The organism is Dactylosporangium sp. NPDC051485 (genome assembly GCF_040682015.1).
Taxonomy (GTDB): domain Bacteria; phylum Actinomycetota; class Actinomycetes; order Mycobacteriales; family Micromonosporaceae; genus Dactylosporangium.
Window position 1 is genome coordinate 1 of the sequence record NZ_JBFAZW010000063.1, and the last position, 21,540, is coordinate 21,540.

Sequence of the window (21,540 nt, forward strand, 5' to 3'; positions counted from 1 at the left end):
GGTTTACACCCCTGCGGGCGACGATCAACCCGGATCTCGAACACGGCAACCCCTGATCAAGTCAGGTGTTGCAACGACCCCTTGAAACCGGGGACGGGGGGAATGTCCGTAAGGGCGGTTTTCCGGCTGGGTGCCCCGCACAAACGACGTATCGGAGCGAACCGGGCGCGAGGCTTCTGGCCGCAATATGCCGCTGGTACAACCGATATGCGAGGCAAACGAAGGCAAACATAAGGATTCGGGGGCCAACGTTGACGACGGTGACCGATGCGGTGGTCCTCCGCGTGCCGCCCGCCCTCGATCCGCCCTGGCCCTCGTCCACCCCCGACGACCCGCTTCCCTTCGAGTGGCCGAAGGGCGGGCCGCCGCCCGCGCTGGCCGTGCCGCCGCCCCGCCGTCCACCGCGGCCCGCGCCGCTGCCGCTGGCCCGCTCGACCGCGCACATGGCGGCCCAGCGGTTCGCGAGCCTGTGCGTGGAGATCCTCAACGGCTACCGGCCCCCGAGCCAGCTGCGGCCGATGACGCACCCGCAGCGGTTCACGGACGTGAGCGACCAGATCATGCGGCGTACCGTGCGCATCCGGATGTCGCCGGGGCAGGCCGCACGGCACGGGCGCCTGGTGCGGGCCCGGCGCATGCTGCTGTCCGAGCCGCTCGCCGGCGTGGCCGAGGCCGTCGTCGTGCTGGAGCAGGGCGAGACGGCCTGGGCGATGGCGATCCGCTTCGAGCGCTCCGACCGCCCGGGCTTCGGCGCGTTCGGCTGGGTGTGCACGCTGGTCCAGGTCGTCTGAGCGCCAAACGCTTCCGCCGCAAACGCCGCTAGCCCAGGGCAGGCCGCACGGCACGGACGCCTGGTGCCGGGCCCGGCCCAGATCCGGCCCCGGCCAGCGAAAACGAGAACGGGGCGCAACGCTTGTTGCCGCTCCAGCCGCCGAACGACGGGATCACGTCGCCGCCGCCCGCGTGCCGCCGCAGACGCCGCTGGCCCGGGTCCAACGGACCCGGGCCAGCGAAAAAACGGTCAGGGCTCAGGCGTCGGGGGCGCCGTGGCAGCGCTTGTACTTCTTGCCCGAACCGCAGGGGCAGGGCGCGTTGCGCGACGGCCCGTTGCCGCCCACGGCCTGGCCCGGCGAGGGCTTGCGGGCTCCCGAGTTCGGCGCCGGCGGGCCCGACCGCCGCCCGCTCGGGGAAGGCCGCTGACCGGCGGCCGAGCCGTTGGCGCCCAGCCCGAGGGCGGGAGCCTGCTCCTGCTCGATCACCACGCCGGACTCGCCGGCCGCGCCGTCGATGGTCGGGGCCGAGTACTGCAGCGCCCGCGGCGCCCGGTTGGCACCCAGACCCTTCGCGCGGATCTCGACCTGCGGCTCGGGCAGCGGCACCGAGGGGACGTCGCCGTCGATCTCGTCGTCCGCCAGCGCGGCCACCGGCTCCTCGACCTGGACCTCTTCGACCTGGACCTCAAGGTTGAACAGGAAGCCGACCGCCTCCTCCTTGATGCCCTCCTGCATCTGCTGGAACATGTCGAAGCCCTCGCGCTGGTACTCCACGACCGGGTCGCGCTGCGCGTAGGCCCGCAGGGTGATGCCCTCCTGCAGGTAGTCCATCTCGTACAGGTGCTCGCGCCACTTGCGGTCGATGACGTTGAGCAGCACCTGGCGCTCCAGCTCGCGGACGGGCTCGGAGCCGAGCTCCTCCTCGCGGCGGTCGTAGGCGGCGTGGGCGTCCTCGATGAGCTGCGTCCGCAGGAACTCCGGGTCCAGCTGGCCGCCGGCCTCCTCCTCGAGGTCCTCGATCGTGACGCCGACCGGGTAGAGCTGCTTGAGGTTGGTCCACAGCTGCTCGAGGTCCCAGTCCTCGGAGGTCTCGCCGAGCGAGGTGGCGCCGACCACGTAGGCCCCCACCACGTCGTCGATCATGTTGCGGACCTGGTCGCTGAGGTCCTCGCCGTCCAGCACGCGCTTGCGCTCGGCGTAGATGACCTTGCGCTGCTTGTTGAGCACCTCGTCGTACTTGAGGACGTTCTTGCGGATCTCCGCGTTCTGCGCCTCGATCTGGGTCTGCGCGCTCTTGATCTGGCGCGTGACCATCTTCGACTCGATCGGCACGTCCTCGGGGATGTTGAAGCGGTCCATCACGGCCTCGACCGCGCTGGCCCGGAAGCGGCGCATGAGCTCGTCCTGCAGCGACAGGTAGAAGCGGGACTCGCCCGGGTCGCCCTGCCGGCCGGAGCGGCCGCGCAGCTGGTTGTCGATGCGGCGCGACTCGTGCCGCTCGGTGCCGAGGACGTAGAGGCCGCCGGCCTCGGTGACCTCCTCGGACTCGTCGTCGGCCAGCTTCTCGAACTTGGGCAGGAGGTCCGCGAGGGCCTTCTCGTAGCCCTCCGGGTCCTCCTCCTCGGTGATCCCGCGCTGGCGCAGCTCGGCGCTGGCCAGGAACTCGGCGTTGCCGCCGAGCAGGATGTCGGTGCCGCGGCCGGCCATGTTGGTGGCGACCGTCACCGCGCCCTTGCGGCCGGCCTGCGCGACGATCTCCGCCTCCTTGGCGTGGAACTTCGCGTTGAGCACGGCGTGCGCGACGCCGCGGCGGCGCAGCAGCTGCGACAGCAGCTCCGACTTCTCGACCGAGACGGTGCCGACGAGGATCGGCTGGCCGAGGGCGTGGCGCTCGACGATGTCGTCGACGACGGCGTTGTACTTCGCCTTCTCGGTCTTGTAGATGACGTCGGGGTGGTCGACGCGGATCATGGAGCGGTGCGTCGGGATGGAGACCACGCCCACGTTGTACACCTTGTTGAACTCCGCCGCCTCGGTCTGCGCCGTGCCGGTCATGCCGGAGAGCTTGGCGTAGAGGCGGAAGAAGTTCTGCAGCGTGATCGAGGCGAGGGTCTGGTTCTCCTGCTTGATCTCGACGCCCTCTTTGGCCTCGATGGCCTGGTGCATGCCCTCGTTGTAGCGCCGGCCGTGCAGGATGCGGCCGGTGAACTCGTCGACGATGAGGACCTCGCCGTCGTTGACGACGTAGTCCTTGTCGAGCTTGTAGAGCTCCTTGGCCTTGATCGCGTTGTTGAGGTACCCCACCAGGGGCGTGTTCACCGACTCGTACAGGTTGTCGATGCCCAGCTGGTCCTCGACCTTGGCCACGCCGCGCTCGGTGACGGAGATCGTGCGCTTGGACTCGTCGACGTCGTAGTCGGCCTCGCCCTCCTTGCCCCGCTTCAGGCGGTTCACCACGCGGGCGAACTCCTGATACCACCGGGCGGACTGCTCGGCCGGGCCGGCGATGATCAGCGGGGTGCGGGCCTCGTCGATCAGGATCGAGTCGACCTCGTCGACGATCGCGAAGTTGTGGCCGCGCTGCACGAGCTCGTCCTTCGACCAGGCCATGTTGTCGCGCAGGTAGTCGAAGCCGAACTCGTTGTTGGTGCCGTAGGTGATGTCGCACTGGTAGGCGGCCCGGTGCGCGGCGGAGGGCTCGTTGGGGCCGACCACGCCGACGGTCAGGCCCAGGAAGCGGTGGACCCGGCCCATCCACTCGGCGTCGCGGCGCGCGAGGTAGTCGTTGGTGGTGATGACGTGCACGCCATTGCCGGCCAGCGCGTTGAGGTACGCCGGGAGCACGCAGGTGAGGGTCTTGCCCTCACCGGTCTTCATCTCGGCGATGTTGCCGTAGTGCAGGGCCGCGCCGCCCATGATCTGCACGTCGTAGTGCCGCTGGCCGAGCACCCGCGAAGCCGCCTCGCGGGCGACCGCGAAGGCCTCGGGCAGGATGTCGTCCAGCGTCTGACCGTCGGCGAGCCGCTCCTTGAACTGTTCGGTCATGCCGGCGAGCTCTTCGTCGGTCAGGTCGGCATACTCGTCCTCCAGCGAGTTGACGGCGTCGGCGACGGCCTTCAACTTGCGCACCATGCGGCCCTCGCCGGCGCGGAGGATCTTCTCGAAAATCGACACGGGTCAGCGCTCCCTCAAACGTCTGCGACCCATCGTAGGCGGCGTTTCGAGCAAACCGTCGCCCCCGCCCGCCTACTCTACGGACATTGGGTACCAAATCCGGGCAATTCTCCCGACGTACCGCAGAAATATCCGTCTCCAGACGGGGACCCATGCGGCAGGATCGGCGTTCATGGAGCCGATCGAACTCGCCACCGGCGACGGGCTCGTCCTGCGTGCGTGGCAGCCCGACGACGCCGAGGACGTGTTCCGCGCGTGCCAGGACCCGCTCATCCAGCGCTGGAGCATGGTACCCGCCCCCTACCTGCGCGAACACGCCGAGGACTACACCGGGCCGATGACCCGGGCGGCGTGGGCGGCCGAGACTGCGGCCCCGCTGGGGGTCTTCGACGCCCGCTCGGGTGAACTGCTCGCCTCGGCCGGGCTGGTCGTCCTCGACCTGCCCAACCGCAGCGCGGAGCTGGGCACCTGGGTGGCGCCGCGGGCGCGGGGCCGGCGGGTCGCCGAGCGGGCCGGCCGGGCGGTCGCGCACTGGGCGTTCGAGGTGCTCGGGCTGCGCCGGCTCGTCTGGCGGGCCGCGGTCGGCAACCACGCCTCGAAGCTGAGCGCCGAGCGCATCGGATTCACGTTCGACGGCGTGCTGCGGGCCGGGCTGCCCGGCCGGGACGGCGGCTTCGTCGACTGCTGGTACGGCGTGCTGCTCCCCGGCGAGGTCTGCGACACCCCACCGGCCTGGGTCGCCCCCGGCGGCCCAGGCGCGCGGCGGGCCTACGCGTTCAGCCACCCGCCGGCCCGCCTGCCGGCCGGCCCGTGCACGCTGCGGGCGCTGCGCGAGAGCGACCTCGACGACGTGGTGGCCACCTTCCGCGACCCCGAGACGGTGCAGTGGACCTCGATCCCGCTGGACTACCGGCCGGTCCAGGGCCTGGACTTCATCCGGGTCGGCTACCCAGCCATGTGGCGGCGCGGCACGGGCGCCGGCTTCGCGTTCGCCGACGGCGACGACCGCTTCGCCGGCACGGCCGACGTGCGGATCAACCCGCTCGACCCGGTCACCGGCGAGGTCGGGTACTCCGCCGCCCCCTGGGCCCGCGGCAAGGGCTACACCACCGAGGCGGTGCGCGCGGTGTGCGCGTTCGGCTTCGAGCGCCTGGCGCTGGGCCGTATCGTGTGGCGCGCCCACGTCGGCAACGACGCGTCCCGCCGGGTGGCGGAGAAGGTGGGGTTCGTGGTGGAGGGCGTGCAGCGCGAGAGCTGCCTGCAGCGCGGCCGGCGGCTGGACGGCTGGGCGGCGACCCTGCTGCCGGAGGACCTGACATGAGCGGTCCGCAGCGTTGCGGAGGGGCCGCGAACAATCGGCACAGGGTTGGCTCAGGCCGGCGCCGGAGCGCAGCGGAGGTGACGGCGTGAGCGTGGTTCTCCGCCCGCTGCGCGAGGGCGACGCCGACGCCGTCGTGGACGGCTGCAGCGACTTCCTGACCCAGCGGTACCTCACGTTCCTGCCGCAGCCGTACACCCGCACCGACGCGCTCGAGTTCATCGTCCTCAACGGCAACGACCGGGCGATCGCCGACGGCGGCACGGACGAGTTGCTCGGCGTCGTCGGCTGGACGCCGGGCCGCGACGGCAACGCCGAGGTCGGCTACTGGGTGCGCCCCGCCGCGCGCGGGCGGCGGACGGCCACCACGGCGCTGGAGCTGCTCAGCGCCGAGCTGTTCGAGACCGAGTTCCAGCGGCTGTACCTCCGCACAGCGCCCACCAACACGGCCAGCCAGCGGGTGGCGATCGCGGCGGGGTTCGCCCGCGAGGGCATCGCTCGCGGGGCGGCGCGGCTGCGCGACGGCACCCGCGACGACCTGGTGGTCTGGGCGCGGCTCGCCGGCGATCCGCCCGGGCCGAGCCCCCGGGCGCTGCCGGATCTTCCCGGCGGCGAGCTCACCGACGGCGTCGTGGCCCTCCGGCCGGTGCGGGCCGAGGATGCCGACGTGACGTACCAATTGCGGATCCTGCCGGAGGTGAGCGGCCGATCCGTCGTGGCGACGCCGCCGAGCCCCGCCGGCGTCGCGCGCCAATGCGCCGAGTCGCAGTCCAAATGGCTGGCCGGCCAGCGGGCCGAGATGACCATCCGGCGGGTCCCGGACGGCGCCTATCTCGGCGAGATCGCGGTGTACTACGCCGAGCCGGCGCTGCACGAGGCCATGATCGGGTACAGCCTGGCCCCGACGGCCCGCGGCCACGGGTACGCGGCCCGCGCGGCCCAGCTGGTCACCGACTGGGGCTTCGAGATCGGCATGGCCCGGATGATCGCCGGCACCGCGGTGGACAACGTCGCCTCGCAGCGCGTGCTGGAGGCGGCCGGCTACGCCCGCGAGGCGCTCCAGCTGCGCCGGCTGCCCGGTCCCGACGGCTCGCGGATCGACAACATCGCGTTCGCCAAGGTGCGCCCGTCGGCCACCTGAGCGTCACGTGACGTTGCACTGGGCCAACGAGCGTATGGCCCATGCGCCGTCGTGCAGTGATCTCCGGTATGGGCGTGGCCGCTGGCACCGCCGTTCTGCCCGCCGCCCTCGTCAGCCCCGCGGCCGCCGCCGCACACGACTCCGACCGCAACGGCCACCGCCGGGCCCACCCGCTGGTCATCGGCCACCGCGGGGCAAGCGGCCACCGGCCCGAGCACACGCTGGCCTCCTACACCCTGGCGGTCGAGCTCGGCGCCGACTTCATCGAGCCCGATCTGGTGCCGACCAAGGACGGCCAGCTCGTCGCGCGCCACGAGAACGAGATCGGCGCCACCACCGACGTCTCGACCAAACCGCAGTTCGCCTCGCGCAAGACCACCAAGACCATCGACGGCTTCTCCATCACCGGCTGGTTCACCGAGGACTTCACGCTGGCCGAGCTCAAGACGCTCCGCGCGGTCGAGCGCCTCCCCGCGGTGCGCCCGCACAACACGATCTACAACGGGCTGTTCCAGGTCCCGACGTTCCAGGAGGTCATCGACCTGGCCCGGGAGCTGGGCCGCAAGGTCGGTCGCACCATCGGGGTGTACCCGGAGACCAAGCACCCCACCTACTTCCGCGGCATCGGCCTGGAGCTCGAGCCGCTGGTCGCCCGGGTGCTCAAGCGCAACGGCCTGGCCGGGCGCACCGCGCCGGTGTTCCTGCAGTCGTTCGAGCCGAGCAGCATCAAGAAGCTGCGCGGCCTGGTCGACACCCCGTCCGTCGTGCTGCTGGACCAGGTCGGCCAGCCCTTCGACTTCAAGACCAGCGGCGACCCGCGCACCTGGGCCGACCTCGCCACCCCGGCCGGCCTGGACTACCTCAAGGCGTTCACGGACGGCGTCGGCGCCACCAAGAACCTCGTCGTCGCCCGCGACGCGGCCGGCAACCTGCTGCAGCCGACGGCGCTCATCGCCGACGCGCACGCCCGCGGGCTGAAGGTGCACGCCTGGACGTTCCGCAACGAGAACCAGTTCCTGCCGCTCGACCTGCGCGTCGGCGCCGACCCCAACGCGTGGGGCAACGTCCTGCGGGAGGTCGGGGTCTTCCTCGCGGCGGGCCTCGACGGCCTCTTCGCCGACTACGCGGACACGGCGGTGCTGGCCCGCGAGCTGTACCTCGCGTCCTGATTCGTCGCGTTGTCGTTGTTCGCTGCGCTGTTCCGGCCCGGTTGATGTGCTGTGGGTGGGCCCTGGCACCGGGCCCACCCACGCTCTTGCTGCACATGCTTTACGTGCTTTCCTGTTTTACGCGCCCAGGCTCATCACGCCGTAGTCGTAGGCCCGGCGCCGGTAGACCACGCTCGGGCGCCCGGACTCCTTGTCGTTGAACAGATAAAAATCGTGGCCGAGCAGTTCCATGTGGAACAGGGCGTCGTCCACCGTCATCGGCTCGCCGGGGTGCTCCTTCTCGCGCACGATGTGCCAGGGCTGGTTATCGGCTTCCTCGATGAGGTCGAATCCCTCACCGACGGTCGCGCTTCTTGGCGCCGTGGCGAGCGCCGAGGCGCCAAGGTCCTCGGGCGGCGTGAACGCGAGTGACGCGGTAGCCGCGGCCACTGAGACCGGCGCGTGCCGGCCCCGGTGGACCCGTCTGCGATCGGCAGCCCGGCTGAGCCGGCTGTCCAGCTTGCCGATCGCAACGTCCAAGGCGCTGTAGAAGTCGGCGGCGCAGGCCTCCGCACGGATCACCGGACCCCGCGAGTAACACGTGATCTCGACTCGCTGACAGTGATCGGATTGGCGCGGATTGCGCTCGTGAAACAGCTCGACGTCGACGCGGATGAGCTTGTGGTCGTATCGCTCGACCTTCTGCAGCTTGTCGGCGACATGCTGCCGGTAATGGTCGGGCACCTCGACGTTGCGGCCCTTGACGACGATGTCCACTCCTGACCTCCCCCACGGGTTCTTCCAAGGAAACGGGTTCGGGTTTCGGTATTCGAGACTCGGCCGGAACGCGCCTCCCCAGTGGCTGAGCCCACGCGACACACGACCGAAACGATGGGTGTCAGGTCCTCCCTTCGCGGCCGTCTCGCCTCGGGTCCGTACCACGGGCACCGGGGGCGAGTAGTGGTCGTCCCTCGACGTTAAACCGAGGACAGCCGCTAGTCACCCCTGGTTCAGAAGAACTTCAGTTCCCATGCGCGAAACCCTCCCGAGGGACTACCCAACGCTACGTTTGACGTAACTATCCGTACAAATCGGGGTATATCTCGTGTTGTACCCCTGACGGTCCGTAACGTCCTCCCCCGTTGGGGGGATACCACGTTTGAGATCGTCTGGAAGTTTGTACGGTGCCCACCCACCCTCGGCTCAAACGCCCCGGGCCGCCGACCTTCCTCACGGCCGGCACCGTCACGCCCTCAGCGCCGGCCACCGTCGAGGCCCCCCAGGGGGTCATCCCGGCCGCTCAGGGCAGGGGCCAGGAAAGCCCCACCACCCTCGGGCGATCGGGGGCGTCGTGCCCTCTCAGAGCCGCCCATCGCCACGGCTCAAGGCTGGGCATCGTCACGGGCTTCCGGGGGCCCGTCTCGCCTCCCAGCGCCTGGCCCCACCGCCCCAGGGTCGGGCCGCCGTCGCGCCCCCAGCGCAGGCACCACCGCGGCTCCTGGCCGGGCACCGTCGCCCCCGTCAGCGCCAGGCACTGCCGCGCCCCGGAGTCGGGCACCGCCGCACCCCAGCACAGGCACCACTGCGGCTCCGGGCCGGGCACCGTCACGCCCGTCAGCGCCAGGCACCACCGCGGCCCGAGCCAGGCACCGTCGCACCCGTCAGCTCCGGGCACCGCCGCGCCGCGAGGCCGCTCGGGTGCTGCGAGGGCGCGACCCCGGTCCTTCGTGGCGCTGGGTGGCGGCCAGCACGACGGCCCGGTCCACCGGGATGCCCGCCGAGGCCAAACGCTCACTCGCCGCCGCCAGCGTGGCGCCGGTGGTGACGATGTCGTCGACCAGCACGACCGCGGCCCCGGCCCGCCGTACCCGCTCCCCCAGGTCCGCCGCCCGCCCCCGATGCACCACGAACGCCTGCCGCGCGGCCACCGCCCGCTGCGCCGCCGAGAGCTCGGCCGAGTCCCCGCCCTTGGGCAGCGCCCGCAACGGCCGCGCGATCGCAACCTCCGCGACCGCCTGCCGCCGAAGCACCCGCGCCGCCGCCCGGGCGAGCCGGAGCATGTGGTCGCCGTGCCGCTTGCGCACCGCGGCCGCCGTCGCCGGCACCGCGACCAGTACCACCGGCCCGGCATGCCCGGCCAGCGCCCGCGGGACGACCCGGGCGAGCATGCCCCCGAGCGCCCCGGTCAACTCGTGCCGGTTCTCCTCCTTGTACTGCACGATCGCCCGCCCCAACGCCCCCGCGTACGCCGCCAGCGCGAACGTCGGCGGCATCCCGTCCGGCTCCGGGTCGGGCCGCGTACGCTCCGGCCGCACCCCCGCGAACGCCGCCTGACATCGCTCGCACAGCACCCGAGCCGCCGGCTCATCACACCCCGCACACGTCGCCGGCAACACCAGGTCGAGCAGCCCGTCCAGCAACCCCGCACCGACCCGTCGCACCCGCCCAGCGGCAACCCCCAACGTCATCGGCCGCGCCCCAGGCCGCCGCACAGCCCGCAGGCGCGCGGCTTGCGGATGGGACCCGGACGGACGCACGGCGGACGAACGCGACTCGGGCAAGCGCGCGGCAGGCAGCCGTGACCCCGGCGAACCCGCGCCAGGCAGGCGCGAACCCGCCCGATCCGCGCCAGGCAGGCGCGAACCCGCCCGATCCGCGCCAGGCAGGCGCGAACCTGGCGAACCCGCGGCAGGCAGCCGCGGCCCGGGTGGACGCACGGCCGACGAACGCGACTCGGGCGAGCGCGCGGCAGGCAGCCGGGGCTCGGACGGGCCCGGCTCGGACGGGCGGGCGGCGGGCGGCACGTTCAGTCCGGATAGAAGGGCGAGGTGGGGGTGGCGGGCCCGGCGCTCGGGGACTGGCCCGGGTCCGGGCCGACGACGTTCAGCGGGTCGATGGTGTCCCGGAAGACCTCACGGGCGACGTGGTTGACCTCGACCATCACCGAGATCGGCATGTTCCGCCACGACTGGGTGAGCGTGGACAGCGGGTTGCCGAGCCGGGCCACCACCGCGTTGATCTCCTGCTGCGACGCCTGCCGGTTGTCGCCGAGCGGAAGCGGCGTCTCGTCTGCGCCGTCCAGCGTGATGCCAACGACCGAGTACGGCGGCACCGGCGTGCCTTTGAAGGAGTTCGGCTGGGGCGCGCTCGGCTTGCCACCGACCACCAGCGTCGTCTCGGTCAGCCAGGCCACGCCCTGGGTGTCACCCAGCGTCGTGGTGATCGGCCGCAGCGGCCCCATGCTCAGCTTATTGTCGTTGGTCAACTGCAGGGAGGCGACCATGAGGTTGCCGCCGGCGATGAGCGCGATCCGGTGGCCCTCGGGCGCGACCGCGAAGGCGGTGATCGCCTGGGGCGTCGCCACGCCGCCCTGGAAGACCTTCTCCAGGGTCGTCGAGTTGACGTCGGTCCCGGCCCACAGCTGCTCGCCGTCGGAGACCAGCAGCCGCTGCGACGGGTAGTTGATCCACACCGGCCGGCTCAGGTGCGCCACCCGCTGGAGGTTCGTCTCGCGGTACACCGGCGGGCCGGCGACCGAACCGATCTCCCCGACGACGAGCGACTGCTCCGTCTTCGACACCTGCCGCACGAGCGCCGCCCGGTTGAGCTGCCGGTTGATCGCCGCGGACACCACCTGCGCGTTGGCGCCGCCGGGCGCGAACAGCGGCGTCTCGCCCGCCTGCGGTATGACGACGGCCCGCGCCGAGCCGTTCACCACGCAGAACTTCTCCGGCTTGTCCGCCGAGAGCGGCGTCGTGGCCTGCGTGTAGGCGACATTGTCGTCGGTGAAGCCCGCCTCGGAGTCAGCCGGGACGGTCTGGCCCTCGATCGTCAGCTGGACGCGCGGGTGCTCCCGCAGCGACCAGCGGATCTGCCTCGCCAGCCGGCTCCGGCTAAGGTCATCGACCCCGGCCGCCTTACCGCTGAGGTTGACCTTCACGGTCTGGCTAGCGCTGTCGACGACCGGGCTGTCCTTGCTCTCGACGTTGTCCGGCAGCCCCTTCACGACGCCCCCGAGCCACGGGCCGGCCCCCAGCTTGAGCCAGCGCATCACTTCGATGACCTGCTTGACGGCCGAGAAGGTCGTCGGCATGTACCGCATGTCCGGCACCAGCTTCGCCGACGATCCGTTGGCCTCCCAGAAGTAGATGGGCTGCCACTCGTACCAGTCCTTGAACCCGGACTCGGTCATGAGCAGCTCGGAGGGCGCCTCCCTGAGGCGGAAATCGCCGCTGACGGTGGACTCGACCACGAACCGCGCGGTGAACGGGTCCGGCTTCTGCTGGGCGTCGAACTCTCCCCGCCCGTTCAGCGTCCCGATGGGCGTGATCTTGGCCTCGACCACATACGCCCCGTTGACCACCTGCGTCTGCTCGAGATGCATGTCGCGGACGATGACGAGCCCGTCGGCCGGCGCCGTCCAGGACTGGGCCGCCGCCGGCGTCATGAACATTCTTAGCCTGTCCCGGGTCTCCCGGTTCTGTGACGAGTCGTCGTCGCTGTCGATGTTGCCCTGGACGGACGCCCGCAGGAACTGCTGGACCAGATCGATCGCGCTCGACGCCGGGGTCGGCACCGGTGGCCTGTTGTTGCCCGGCGCCGGTGGCGCCGCGCTGTGGGCAGGCCCGGAGTACTTCGGCTCCGTGCGCGACGGCAGCCCGCAACCCGCGAGCGCGAGCACCGCGGCGAGCCCCGCCATGGCGCCCGGCCCGATCAACCGGCGCCGGCCGGACCAACCGCCAGGAAACGGCGACCGCCGAGCTTGCGTCATGGCGTCTCGCCGATCAGGGCGGCCTCGTCGGCGCGGGCATCGTCCGGAACCAGCCGCAGCGGCGAGGACACCAGCCGGTCGCCGTTGCGGGCCGGGAGCGTCAGCCGGAACTGCGCACCCTTGCCCGGCGCGCCCCACGCCTCCAGCCAGCCGCCGTGCAGGCGGGCGTCCTCCAGGCTGATCGACAGGCCGAGTCCGGTGCCCCCAGTCTGCCGGGCGCGCGACGGGTCGGCGCGCCAGAACCGGTTGAACACCAGTTTCTCCTCCCCTGGCTTGAGGCCCACGCCGTGGTCGCGAACCGTGACGGCGACCGCCGAGCCGTCCGCGGCGAGCGTGACGACCACCGGCTTGGCCTCGCCGTGCTCGACGGCGTTGCCGACCAGGTTACGCAGCACCCGTTCGACCCGGCGCGGGTCAACCTCGGCGATGACCTCCTCGTCGGGCACGACGACCTTGAGCTCGACCTTGCATCGCTCGGCCAGCGACTCGAGCTGGCCGGTGACGCGGCGCACTATCGGAACCAGGTCGGTCGGCTCGGCGTCGAGCGCGGCGAACCCGGCGTCGAACCGGCTGATCTCCAGCAGGTCGGTCAGCAGCCCCTCGAACCGGTCGAGCTCGGCCTGCAGCAGCTCGGCGCTGCGCGCAGCGGCCGGCTCGAACTCGTCACGGGAGGAGAACAGCAGGTCGGCGGCCATCCGCACGGTGGTCAGCGGGGTGCGCAGTTCGTGCGAGACGTCGGAGGTGAAGCGCCGCTGCAGGCGGGACATCTCCTCCAGCCGCACGATCTGGCGCTGCAGGTTGGCGGCCATCTGGTTGAACGCGGCGGCGAGCCGCGCCAGATCGTCCTCCCCGCGCACCACCATGCGCTGGTCGAGCAGGCCGGCGGACAGCCGCTGGGCGGTGCGCGCCGCCACCCGCACCGGCGTCACCACCAGGCGGGTCATCATGGCCGCGATCAGGGCCAGCAGCGCGACGAGCGCGATGCCGGTGCCGGTGACCACGACGCCGGTGAACTGGATGAGTTCGTCCTCGGCCTGCAGAGGGACGATGTAGTACAGCTCCAGCGGCTCGCTGCCGAGAGCGACCGGGGTGCCCATCACGAGGTACTTCTTCGGCCCATCACCGATGTCCAGCGTCGCTATCTGCTGATAGGTGCCCGGCTTGAGCCCGGTGACGAGCGAGCGCATCCGGTTCACCTGCGGGCTGTCCATGATGTCGGCGTTCTTCAGCTTCGGCCAGGAGACATTCAGGTTCCCGGCGCGCCTGAGCATGACGACCTCGGCGGCCACGTTGCTGAGCTTGGCCTGCAGCGTGACCGCGATCTTGTTCGCGGCCGTGGGCAGGCTGGGGTCGTCGAGCTGGGTGAAGCCGGTCAGCTCCTGCGTCGCGTAGGCGGCGCCGGCGCCGACGTTGACCGTGGTCTGGTCGATCCGGTTCTGCAGCACGCCGTTGCTGATCAGCGAGGCAACCGTGTAGCTGAAGGCCAGCACCAGCGCGGCGGACAGCGACAGCGTGATGCCCACGACCCGGAACTGCAGCGAACGGCGCCACTGCCGCCGCAGCACCGCCCAGAGCCGGCGCACGCGCCGGCTCACGGCCTGCGGAACAATCCTCCGGAGCCGCAGGCGGCGGGCCCGGAGGATGAGCGGGTCGATACGCACCATGGCTCGGCCTAACCGGTCCCAGCCTTGTAGCCGACGCCGCGCACCGTGAGGATGATCTCGGGCTTCTCGGGGTCGGGCTCGATCTTGGCGCGCAGACGCTGCACGTGGACGTTGACCAGGCGGGTGTCGGCCGCATGGCGATAGCCCCACACCTGCTCCAGCAGCACCTCGCGGGTGAACACCTGGCGCGGCTTGCGGGCGAGCGCGACCAGCAGGTCGAACTCGAGCGGGGTCAGCTTGACCTCGTCGCCGTCGCGCATGACGGTGTGCGCCGGCACGTCGATGGTGATCTGGTTGCCGGGTGGCCCTATGGTCAGCAACTCCGGGGCCACGTCCTCGCCCCGGCGCAGCCGGGCCCGCATGCGGGCGACGAGCTCCTTGGGCTTGAAGGGCTTCATGACATAGTCGTCGGCCCCCGACTCCAGACCCAGGACCACGTCGACGGTGTCGCTCTTGGCGGTGAGCATCACGATGGGGACGCCCGACTCGGCCCGGATGGACCGGCACACGTCTATCCCGCTCATGCCGGGCAGCATCAGGTCGAGCAGGACGATGTCGGGGCGGGTGTCCCGGAAAGCAGCGAGAGCGCGCTCACCGTCGGCAACGAAGGAAGGAAGGAACCCCTCGCTGCGCAGGACGATGCCGAGCATCTCGGCGAGGGCGGGGTCGTCATCGACCACCAGGACACGGGCTCTCATGCGGTCCAATATTTCACCTCCCTCCCCCTCAGTGGGAACCCGACCGCGGATCTTGGATATTTCGCGCCCTGTCGTGTTCGTTCAACGACACTGCGTGACGGTCCGCGGCGGTGACCCCCCGAAGTCGCCCGAGCCGACTACGGTGTCCCGCGTGGAGACCCGCGCCGTGATTCCGATGCGCCCCCTGACCTTCGGGGAGCTGCTCGACGCCGCCGTCTCCCTGCTGCGCACGCAGGCCCCGCTGCTGCTCCGGGGCCGCGTTGGTGCTGGCCGTCGGCGAGCAGGCGCTCCTCTATCCCCTGCGCGGCTGGGCCGACATGAACCTGCCCTGGTTCGCGCCCCACCCGTCGAAGGCGGGCGAGTCCTGGCTGGCCTTCTGCTTCGGCATGAGCACCGAGGGCATGATCCTCACACTGCTCGGCGGCCTGGCCGGGGCGGCCGCCGGCCCCGGCCTGCTCGGCGTCGCGGCCCGCCCCCGCGACCTGCTCCGCCAGGTGCTGCGCCGCGCCCTGCCGCTGCTCGTCGTCGCCCTCGTGACCGCCGCGCTGATCCTCGTCACCTCGCTGGTCCTGATGCTCCCGTGGCCGCTGGTGTTCGGGCTGCTCGGCCTCGCCTCGCCGGCGCTGGTGGTGGACCGGACTGGCCCGTTCGCGGCGGTCGGCCGCTCGTTCCGGCTGGCCGGGCGCAACCTGCGCGGCGCCGGGATCCGCCTCGGGGGGTACTTCAGCTGGGCCCTCATTCGGATCGTCCTCGGCCTCGGCGGCTCGTATGCGCTGGAGCTCTGGCTCGACCACGGGCAGGCCGCCTACACGCTCGCCATGATCGCGATCTGGGCGGTGGTCGACGCCGTGGCCTATGCGTCGCTCGCGTGCATCGACGCGGTGCTGTACCTGGAGGTACGGATGCGGGTCGAGGGGCTCGACGTGGCCATCGGCCGGCTGCGGCGCCTGGGCCGCCCGGTCGACCTGGCGAGTTCGGTCATCCTCGGGGCGGCCGTCCGATGAGCAGACAGCACCTCGGCACTGCGCGACGGCCCGCCGCGAGCGGGACGGCGGCGGCGCGATGACCAGGTGGTGGGAGGGCGTGCTGCAGTGGATCGACGAGACGGTCGGCGTTGAGCTGGCCGGCGTCATCCTGGTCGGCGTCGCGATCGTGTTCGGCCTGCTGCACTACTTCTACCCCCGCTGGATTCCGAAGCGGTTCCCCCGGCTGCGGTTCGGCCGGCAGCGCGGGGACGAGAACGACGAGCAACTCGACGTCGACCTCGGCCCGGACGCCGAGGAGGAGCCCGACAGCGAGGCCGACGATCCGGAGGTCCCGGAGCTGCCGGCCCACGTGTTCGCGTCGCTGGCCGACCGGATGGCGGCGGAGGGGCGGTACGCGGAGGCGGTCCGGGAGCGGCTCCGGGCGATCGTGCGTGGGCTGGTCGAGCGCGATGTGCTGGAGCACCGGCCGGGCATGACCGTCACCGAGCTGGCCCGGGCGGCCGGGGTGGCGAAGCCGGAGATCGAGACGCCCATACGGGCCGCTACCGGCATTTTCTCGGATATTTGGTACGGGCAACGCCCCGCCACCGCCGAGCACGACGACCGCATGAAGGCGCTCGCCACGGAGGTCGGGCGATGACCGAACCGACGAACGAGCCGCTGACCAGCGCGACCGCGACCGGGCCGGAGACCGCCACACCCGCCGGAGCGGAAACCGCCGAGCCGGGCGGCGCTGGACCACGCCTCACCGCACCCGCCGAAGCAGCCACCACCGGAGCAGCCACCACTGAAGCGGGCATCGTCGGACCGAGCACCGCCAAAGCAGCCACCGCTGGAGCGGGTACCGACGGGCCGGGGACGGACGGGCCGGGCGACGGGGTGTCCGCCGGGCCGACGATCAGGGCCGCGACCGAGCCGGCGCGGCGGGCGACGGGCCGGGCGGTGGGCACCGGGGCGGGCAAGGCACGCGGCCCCCGGAGCCGGCGGTGGCTGCGGCTCGTCGTGCCGGTCGTGGCCGCGATCGTGCTGATTTTGCTCGGGATCGTGGTGTACCAGGTCGGGCAGCCCGGGCTCAGCGACGCCGACTACCTGTCGCCGGGCAGCCGGGCGGACATCGGGGCGGCCGAGCTGGCGGGGCGGGTGCGCGAGGCCGGGGTCACGATCATCCCGGAGCACTCGACCTCCGATGCGCTCGTCGCCGCGTACAACGGCAACGCCACACTGTTGATCACGACGCCGCAGTTGGTGCACCCGCTGTACCTGCGGATGTTGAAGGTGCTGCCGGCCTCGACGCGGGTCGTGATCGTCGAGCCGGACGCGGCGGCCGTGATCGACGGGCGGTTGCCGTTCGAGGCGCTGCATCGCAACTACACGGCGAAGGCGCCCGAGCCCGGGTGCGGGTACGGGCCGGCGGCGCAGGCCGGGGCGGCCGCGGTGGGGCGGTCCTCGTACGGCGAGGTCGACCCCACGCTGGGCCGCGAGACGCAGCGCTGCTACGGCGGGTCGCTGGTGGTGTACCAGCGCGAGTCCACCACCGTCACGGTCGTCGGGGCGGCGGATCCGTTCCGCAACGACCGGATCGGCGAACGCGGGAACGCGCGGCTGGCCACCGGGCTGCTGACCGGCGCGCCGCGGCTCATCTGGCTCGACCTGCACCACCGGGAGCCGCCGCCGATCGTGATCGACGACCCCGCGCTCAACGGGGCACCGGTCGCGCCGGCGTCGCTGCGGCCGGTCCAGCCGAGCGACCCGGACGAGCGGGACTTCCCGCGCGAACGCCGCACGCCGATCCCGCGGCCGCCCGTCGGCGGCGCGTCGATCCCGGCGGGCCAGGACAACGATGGCGGCTCGCCGCCGAACCCGCTCTGGGTCGCGTTTCCGAAGTGGGTGTACCCCACGACGGCCCTTCTCCTCGTCGGCGTGGTGCTGCTCACCGTGGCCGGGGCGCGCCGGCTCGGGGCGCCGGTGGTCGAGCCGCTGCCGGTGGTGGTGCGCTCCAGCGAGACCGCGACCGGACGGGGGCGGCTGTACCAGCGGGCGCGGGCCCGGCCCGAGGCGATACAGATCCTGCGCGAGGCGGCGCTGGGCCGGATGGCCCGGCTGTTGCGGCTCGATCCGGACGGGGACCGTACGGCGCTGGTCGAGACGGTCGCGGCGCGCAGCGGCTGGCCGGCGGCGGCCGTCGGGCACACGCTCTTCGGCCCGGCCCCGGCCAACGACGCGGATCTGGTCGCGGCCGCCGCGACCCTCGACCAGCTGGTCAGCGCCATCGCCACCGAGCAGGCGGCCGCCCCCGGCGAGGGATTGGTCAGCGCCGTCGCCACCCAGCAGGCGGCCAGCCCCGGCGCCGGGCTACCGGGGGCGAACAGCACAGCCAGTAACGATCAGGCCGTAACCGAAGGAGAGTCACGGTGACCGAAACCGCCACGCCGACGATGCATGGGGTGCCGGACGAGGGCGCCCAGGTGGCGCGGGCCGCGCTCGGGCGGCTCCGGGCCGAGGTGGCCAAGGTGGTCGTCGGGCAGGACGCCGTCGTCAGCGGGATGGTCATCGCGCTGCTGGCGCGCGGGCACGTGCTGCTCGAAGGGGTGCCGGGCGTGGCCAAGACGCTGCTCATCCGCACCATCGCGGCGGCTCTCGACCTTGACTCGAAGCGGGTGCAGTTCACGCCCGACCTCATGCCCGGCGATGTCACCGGGTCGCTGATCTTCGACAACCGCAGCGCGGAGTTCGAGTTCCGGGAGGGGCCGGTGTTCACGAACCTGCTGATCGCGGACGAGATCAACCGGACGCCGCCGAAGACGCAGGCCTCGTTGCTGGAGGTCATGGAGGAGCGGCAGGTCTCGGTCGAGGGGCGGGGGCGGGCGCTACCGGATCCGTTCCTGGTGGCGGCGACGCAGAACCCGATCGAGTACGAGGGGACGTATCCGCTGCCGGAGGCCCAGCTCGACCGGTTCCTGCTGAAGCTGACCGTGCCGCTGCCGACCCGGGACGAGGAGCTCGGCGTGCTGCGGGCGCACCATCAGGGATTCGACCCCCGGCGGCTGCGCGAGGCGGGGGTGCAGGCGGTGGCCTCGGCGGCCGACCTGGCGGCGGGGCGGGCGGCGGTACAGCGGGTCGCGGTCGCCGACGGCGTGCTCGCCTACATCGTGGACCTCTGCCGGGCGACCCGGGTCTCGCCGTCGCTGGAGCTGGGGGCGTCTCCGCGCGGCGCCACGGCGCTGCTGGGGGCCTCGAAGGCATGGGCCTGGCTGACCGGGCGGGAGTACGTCACGCCCGACGACGTCAAGGCGCTGGCCCGGCCGGCGCTGCGGCACCGAGTGCGGCTGCGGGCCGAGGCGGAGCTGGAGGGCGTCACGACCGACGCCGTGCTGGACTCGGTGCTGGCCACCGTCCCGACGCCGCGATGACCGGCAACCGGGGACCGCGATGATCACCACACGGGCGGCGGGGCTGGTCGGGGCCGGGGCGGTGCTGCTGGCGGTGGCCGGCCTCGTGCTCGGCGACCGGGTGTCGCCCGCCGCGCTGTGGATCGCGGCCGGGGTGATCCTGCTGCTGGTGGCCGCCGCGTGCGCCGTGGACTACGCGGCCGCGGCGTCGCCGAAGCGGCTGAAGATGAGTCGCACCGGGGACCAGTCGGTGTGGCTGGGCGAGACCGGGCAGGTCACGCTGCTGCTGCAGAACCGCTCCGACCGGGTGCTCACCGGGCGGGTGCGCGACTCCTGGGTGCCCTCGGCCGGGGGCACACCGGCGATGCAGGACGTGCGGATCGAGCCGGGGCGGGCGGTCGCGATCACGACCACGCTCACCCCGACGCGGCGCGGGGACCGGGCGGCGGTGCGGGTCATGGTGCGGTCGTTCGGGCCGTTCCGGCTGACGTATCGGCAGACGAGCCGGGCGGTGGCGGACCGCCTGACGCCGAAGTGGCGGCTTCGGGTGTACCCCAGGTTCAACTCCCGCCGCCTGCTGCCCGAGAAGCTGGCTCGGCTGCGGGTGCTGGACGGCTCGGTGGTGACCCGCGGGCGGGGGCAGGGCACGGAGTTCGACACGCTGCGGGAGTACGTGCTCGGCGACGACGTGCGCTCCATCGACTGGCGCGGTAGCGCGCGGCGCTCCGACGTCGTGGTGCGGACCTGGCGGCCCGAGCGCGACCGGCGGCTGGTGTGTGTGCTCGACACGGGGCGCACGTCGGCCGCCCGCATCGGCGACGAGCCGCGCCTCGACGCCGCCATGGACGCCGCGCTCCTGCTGGCCTCGGTGGCGGCCCGGGCGGACGACCGGGTGGACCTGCTCGCCGTCGACACGGCGGTGCGCGCCTCGGTGACCGACGTGGACAAGAAGACGCTGCTGTTCCGGCTGGTCACGGCGATGGCGCCGCTGGAGCCGGCGCTGGTCGAGACCGACTTCGGGCTGGTCGCCGGGGAGGTGCTGCGGCGGGAGCGCAAGCGGGCGCTGGTGGTGCTGTTCACGGCGCTCGAGCCGGGGGCGCTCGGGGAGGGCCTCCTGCCGGTGCTGCCGCAGCTGGCCGCCCGGCACAAGGTGATCGTGGCGGCCGCGCACGACCCCGAGCTGGCCCGGATGGCGCAGGTGGGTGCGGGGGCGGTGGCGGCGGATGTGTACGCCGCGGCGGCCGCCCAGCGGGCCCTGAGCGAGCGCGACCGGGTTGCCGCCGCGCTGCGCCACCACGGCGTGGAGGTGGTCGACGCCCCGGCCGACGAGTTGGCGTCCCGCCTGACCGACCACTACTTGGCGTTGAAGCACACCGGGCGGCTGTGAACCCGCGCGGGTCACTGCGCGCTGGAGCACACTGGGCGGCTGTGAGCGCGTGCGGGGGTCAAGCGGTCGGGAGGGCGTCCGGGACCTCGCCGGGGGCGGTGGTGGTGTGGCCCTCCTGCTGGGCGCGGCGGCCGAGCACGAAGACGTACGCCAGGAAGGCGGCCCACACCAGGAAGCCGATGAAGTCCTTGACGAGGTAGGGCAGCGGGGACGGCGTCAGGAACCCCTCCAGCACCCCGCTGACCAGCAGCACCGCCACGAGCCCGAGGGCGACCAGCATGCCCTCCAGCGCCGTCTCGGCGAGGGCCCGGCCGCGGGTGCGCAGCGGGCCGGGGGCGACCCAGGCCCAGCCAATGCGCAGGCCTACGCCGGCCCCGATGTACACGGCGGTGAGCTCGAGCAGGCCGTGCGGGATGATCAGGCCGAAGAACACGTCGGAGCGGCCGTAGGCGATCATCACGCCGCCGATGAGGCCGACGTTGAGGGCGTTCTCGAAGAGGACGTAGAGGACCGGGAGGAAGGCCACGCCGGAGGCCAGGCACACGCCGGTGATCAGGGCGTTGTGGGTCCACACGCGCAGGAACGAGTTCTGCGGCAGGTACTCGCTGTAGTAGCCGGCGAAGTCCTGGTTGACCAGCTTGCCGATGTCGGCGTCGCTGATGAAGTACCCCGCGACCTGTGGGTCCGACACGACGTACGCCATCAGGCCGAACGTCAGCGCCGTGAACGCCGTCGCGACGCCGCACCACCACGGCCAGGCCCGGTAGACGGCCAGCGGGAACGTGTGGGTGAAGAAGCGGCCGACCCCGGCCATGGAGAACGCCGGCGAGCCGGTGAGCGCGTTGCGACCGGCCAGCACGAGGCGGGACAGCCGCGCGACCAGGATCGGGTCGGGCGAGCGGCTGCGGATCAGCGACAGGTGCGTGGCCGCGCGCTGGTAGAGGGCCACGAGCTCGTCGGCCTCGGCCGCGGAGAGCTTGCGGCGCCGGGACAGCTCGTCGAGCCGCCGCCACTCGGCGCCGTGCTCGGCGACGTACGCGTCCAGGTCCACGCATGGCAGCGTAGACGGAGCGGGCACGCCCGGGGGTGCC

16 protein-coding genes are annotated in these 21,540 nt (G+C 72.4%); 9 read left to right on the plus strand and 7 right to left on the minus strand.

The annotated features are described in order from the left end of the window. Positions 1-260 precede the first annotated feature (260 nt). On the plus strand, positions 261-791 hold the full coding sequence (locus AB0M46_RS30735; protein WP_363341626.1) for an Rv3235 family protein: 531 nt from the start codon (positions 261-263) through the stop codon (positions 789-791). A 237-nt stretch (positions 792-1,028) separates the two neighbouring features. On the opposite strand, the gene secA is transcribed toward AB0M46_RS30735, so the two are convergent. Beyond that, positions 1,029-3,947: a preprotein translocase subunit SecA gene (gene secA / locus AB0M46_RS30740; protein WP_363341628.1), complete on the minus strand. Its 2,919-nt coding sequence runs from the start codon at positions 3,945-3,947 to the stop codon at positions 1,029-1,031. Positions 3,948-4,119: 172 nt separating this feature from the next. On the opposite strand from secA, the gene AB0M46_RS30745 reads away from it, so the two are divergent. The 3 genes from AB0M46_RS30745 to AB0M46_RS30755 all read left to right on the plus strand — a co-directional run bounded on the left by AB0M46_RS30745 (position 4,120) and on the right by AB0M46_RS30755 (position 7,575). Continuing rightward, positions 4,120-5,268, plus strand: coding sequence for a GNAT family N-acetyltransferase (locus tag AB0M46_RS30745; protein WP_363341630.1), 1,149 nt, complete (start codon positions 4,120-4,122; stop codon positions 5,266-5,268). A gap of 85 nt (positions 5,269-5,353) precedes the next feature. Further along, positions 5,354-6,406 (plus strand): GNAT family N-acetyltransferase, encoded by a 1,053-nt coding sequence (locus AB0M46_RS30750; RefSeq protein ID WP_363341632.1) that lies wholly within the window; start codon positions 5,354-5,356, stop codon positions 6,404-6,406. Positions 6,407-6,447: 41 nt separating this feature from the next. Continuing rightward, positions 6,448-7,575 carry a glycerophosphodiester phosphodiesterase gene (locus AB0M46_RS30755; RefSeq protein ID WP_363341634.1) on the plus strand — a complete coding sequence of 376 codons (1,128 nt, stop codon included), beginning with the start codon at positions 6,448-6,450 and terminating at the stop codon, positions 7,573-7,575. A gap of 117 nt (positions 7,576-7,692) precedes the next feature. Here the strand turns inward: AB0M46_RS30755 and raiA are convergent, their stop codons facing one another. The 5 genes from raiA to mtrA form a co-directional block, all read right to left on the minus strand. Next, complete coding sequence (gene raiA / locus AB0M46_RS30760) at positions 7,693-8,331, minus strand: ribosome-associated translation inhibitor RaiA (RefSeq protein WP_363341636.1); 639 nt, start codon at positions 8,329-8,331, stop codon at positions 7,693-7,695. 884 nt (positions 8,332-9,215) lie between these two features. Next, the gene (locus AB0M46_RS30765) at positions 9,216-10,022 is read right to left on the minus strand and encodes a ComF family protein (RefSeq protein WP_363341638.1); all 807 of its coding nucleotides are present in this window, start codon (positions 10,020-10,022) and stop codon (positions 9,216-9,218) included. Between the two features lie 338 nt (positions 10,023-10,360). Beyond that, positions 10,361-12,253: an LpqB family beta-propeller domain-containing protein gene (locus AB0M46_RS30770; RefSeq protein WP_363341640.1), complete on the minus strand. Its 1,893-nt coding sequence runs from the start codon at positions 12,251-12,253 to the stop codon at positions 10,361-10,363. Positions 12,254-12,321: 68 nt separating this feature from the next. After that, a complete protein-coding gene (gene mtrB / locus AB0M46_RS30775; RefSeq protein ID WP_363341642.1) occupies positions 12,322-13,920 on the minus strand; it encodes an MtrAB system histidine kinase MtrB in 1,599 nt (532 codons plus the stop codon). A 77-nt stretch (positions 13,921-13,997) separates the two neighbouring features. Further along, positions 13,998-14,687 carry an MtrAB system response regulator MtrA gene (gene mtrA / locus AB0M46_RS30780; protein WP_190251405.1) on the minus strand — a complete coding sequence of 230 codons (690 nt, stop codon included), beginning with the start codon at positions 14,685-14,687 and terminating at the stop codon, positions 13,998-14,000. Positions 14,688-14,947: 260 nt separating this feature from the next. Here mtrA and AB0M46_RS30785 point away from each other — a divergent pair, with 260 nt between their 5' ends. From AB0M46_RS30785 to AB0M46_RS30805, 5 genes are read left to right on the plus strand one after another with little or no spacing between them, the layout of a single operon-like run. Further along, complete coding sequence (locus AB0M46_RS30785) at positions 14,948-15,691, plus strand: hypothetical protein (protein WP_363341644.1); 744 nt, start codon at positions 14,948-14,950, stop codon at positions 15,689-15,691. Between the two features lie 58 nt (positions 15,692-15,749). Beyond that, complete coding sequence (locus AB0M46_RS30790; RefSeq protein WP_363341646.1) at positions 15,750-16,313, plus strand: DUF4129 domain-containing protein; 564 nt, start codon at positions 15,750-15,752, stop codon at positions 16,311-16,313. Further along, the gene (locus tag AB0M46_RS30795; RefSeq protein ID WP_363341648.1) at positions 16,310-18,088 is read left to right on the plus strand and encodes a DUF4350 domain-containing protein; all 1,779 of its coding nucleotides are present in this window, start codon (positions 16,310-16,312) and stop codon (positions 18,086-18,088) included. Before AB0M46_RS30790 ends, AB0M46_RS30795 begins: the two co-directional genes overlap by 4 nt. Before the next feature lie 20 nt (positions 18,089-18,108). Then, on the plus strand, positions 18,109-19,083 hold the full coding sequence (locus AB0M46_RS30800) for a MoxR family ATPase (protein ID WP_363341726.1): 975 nt from the start codon (positions 18,109-18,111) through the stop codon (positions 19,081-19,083). A gap of 19 nt (positions 19,084-19,102) precedes the next feature. Beyond that, positions 19,103-20,449, plus strand: a complete 1,347-nt coding sequence (locus AB0M46_RS30805) for a DUF58 domain-containing protein (protein ID WP_363341650.1) — start codon at positions 19,103-19,105, stop codon at positions 20,447-20,449. A 58-nt stretch (positions 20,450-20,507) separates the two neighbouring features. Here AB0M46_RS30805 and AB0M46_RS30810 read toward each other — a convergent pair whose 3' ends face one another. Continuing rightward, the gene (locus tag AB0M46_RS30810) at positions 20,508-21,500 is read right to left on the minus strand and encodes a stage II sporulation protein M (protein WP_363341652.1); all 993 of its coding nucleotides are present in this window, start codon (positions 21,498-21,500) and stop codon (positions 20,508-20,510) included. Positions 21,501-21,540: the final 40 nt, after the last annotated feature.

Bases quoted from the DNA above. Each gene is read 5' to 3' on its own strand.
- AB0M46_RS30805 (WP_363341650.1), top strand. From the start codon at position 19,103: ATGATCACCACACGGGCGGCGGGGCTGGTCGGGGCCGGGGCGGTGCTG.
- AB0M46_RS30790 (WP_363341646.1), top strand. From the start codon at position 15,750: ATGACCAGGTGGTGGGAGGGCGTGCTGCAGTGGATCGACGAGACGGTC.
- AB0M46_RS30795 (WP_363341648.1), top strand. From the start codon at position 16,310: ATGACCGAACCGACGAACGAGCCGCTGACCAGCGCGACCGCGACCGGG.
- AB0M46_RS30745 (WP_363341630.1), top strand. From the start codon at position 4,120: ATGGAGCCGATCGAACTCGCCACCGGCGACGGGCTCGTCCTGCGTGCG.
- mtrA (WP_190251405.1), bottom strand. From the start codon at position 14,687: ATGAGAGCCCGTGTCCTGGTGGTCGATGACGACCCCGCCCTCGCCGAG.
- AB0M46_RS30765 (WP_363341638.1), bottom strand. From the start codon at position 10,022: ATGACGTTGGGGGTTGCCGCTGGGCGGGTGCGACGGGTCGGTGCGGGG.
- AB0M46_RS30755 (WP_363341634.1), top strand. From the start codon at position 6,448: ATGCGCCGTCGTGCAGTGATCTCCGGTATGGGCGTGGCCGCTGGCACC.
- AB0M46_RS30770 (WP_363341640.1), bottom strand. From the start codon at position 12,253: ATGGCGGGGCTCGCCGCGGTGCTCGCGCTCGCGGGTTGCGGGCTGCCG.
- AB0M46_RS30800 (WP_363341726.1), top strand. From the start codon at position 18,109: ATGCATGGGGTGCCGGACGAGGGCGCCCAGGTGGCGCGGGCCGCGCTC.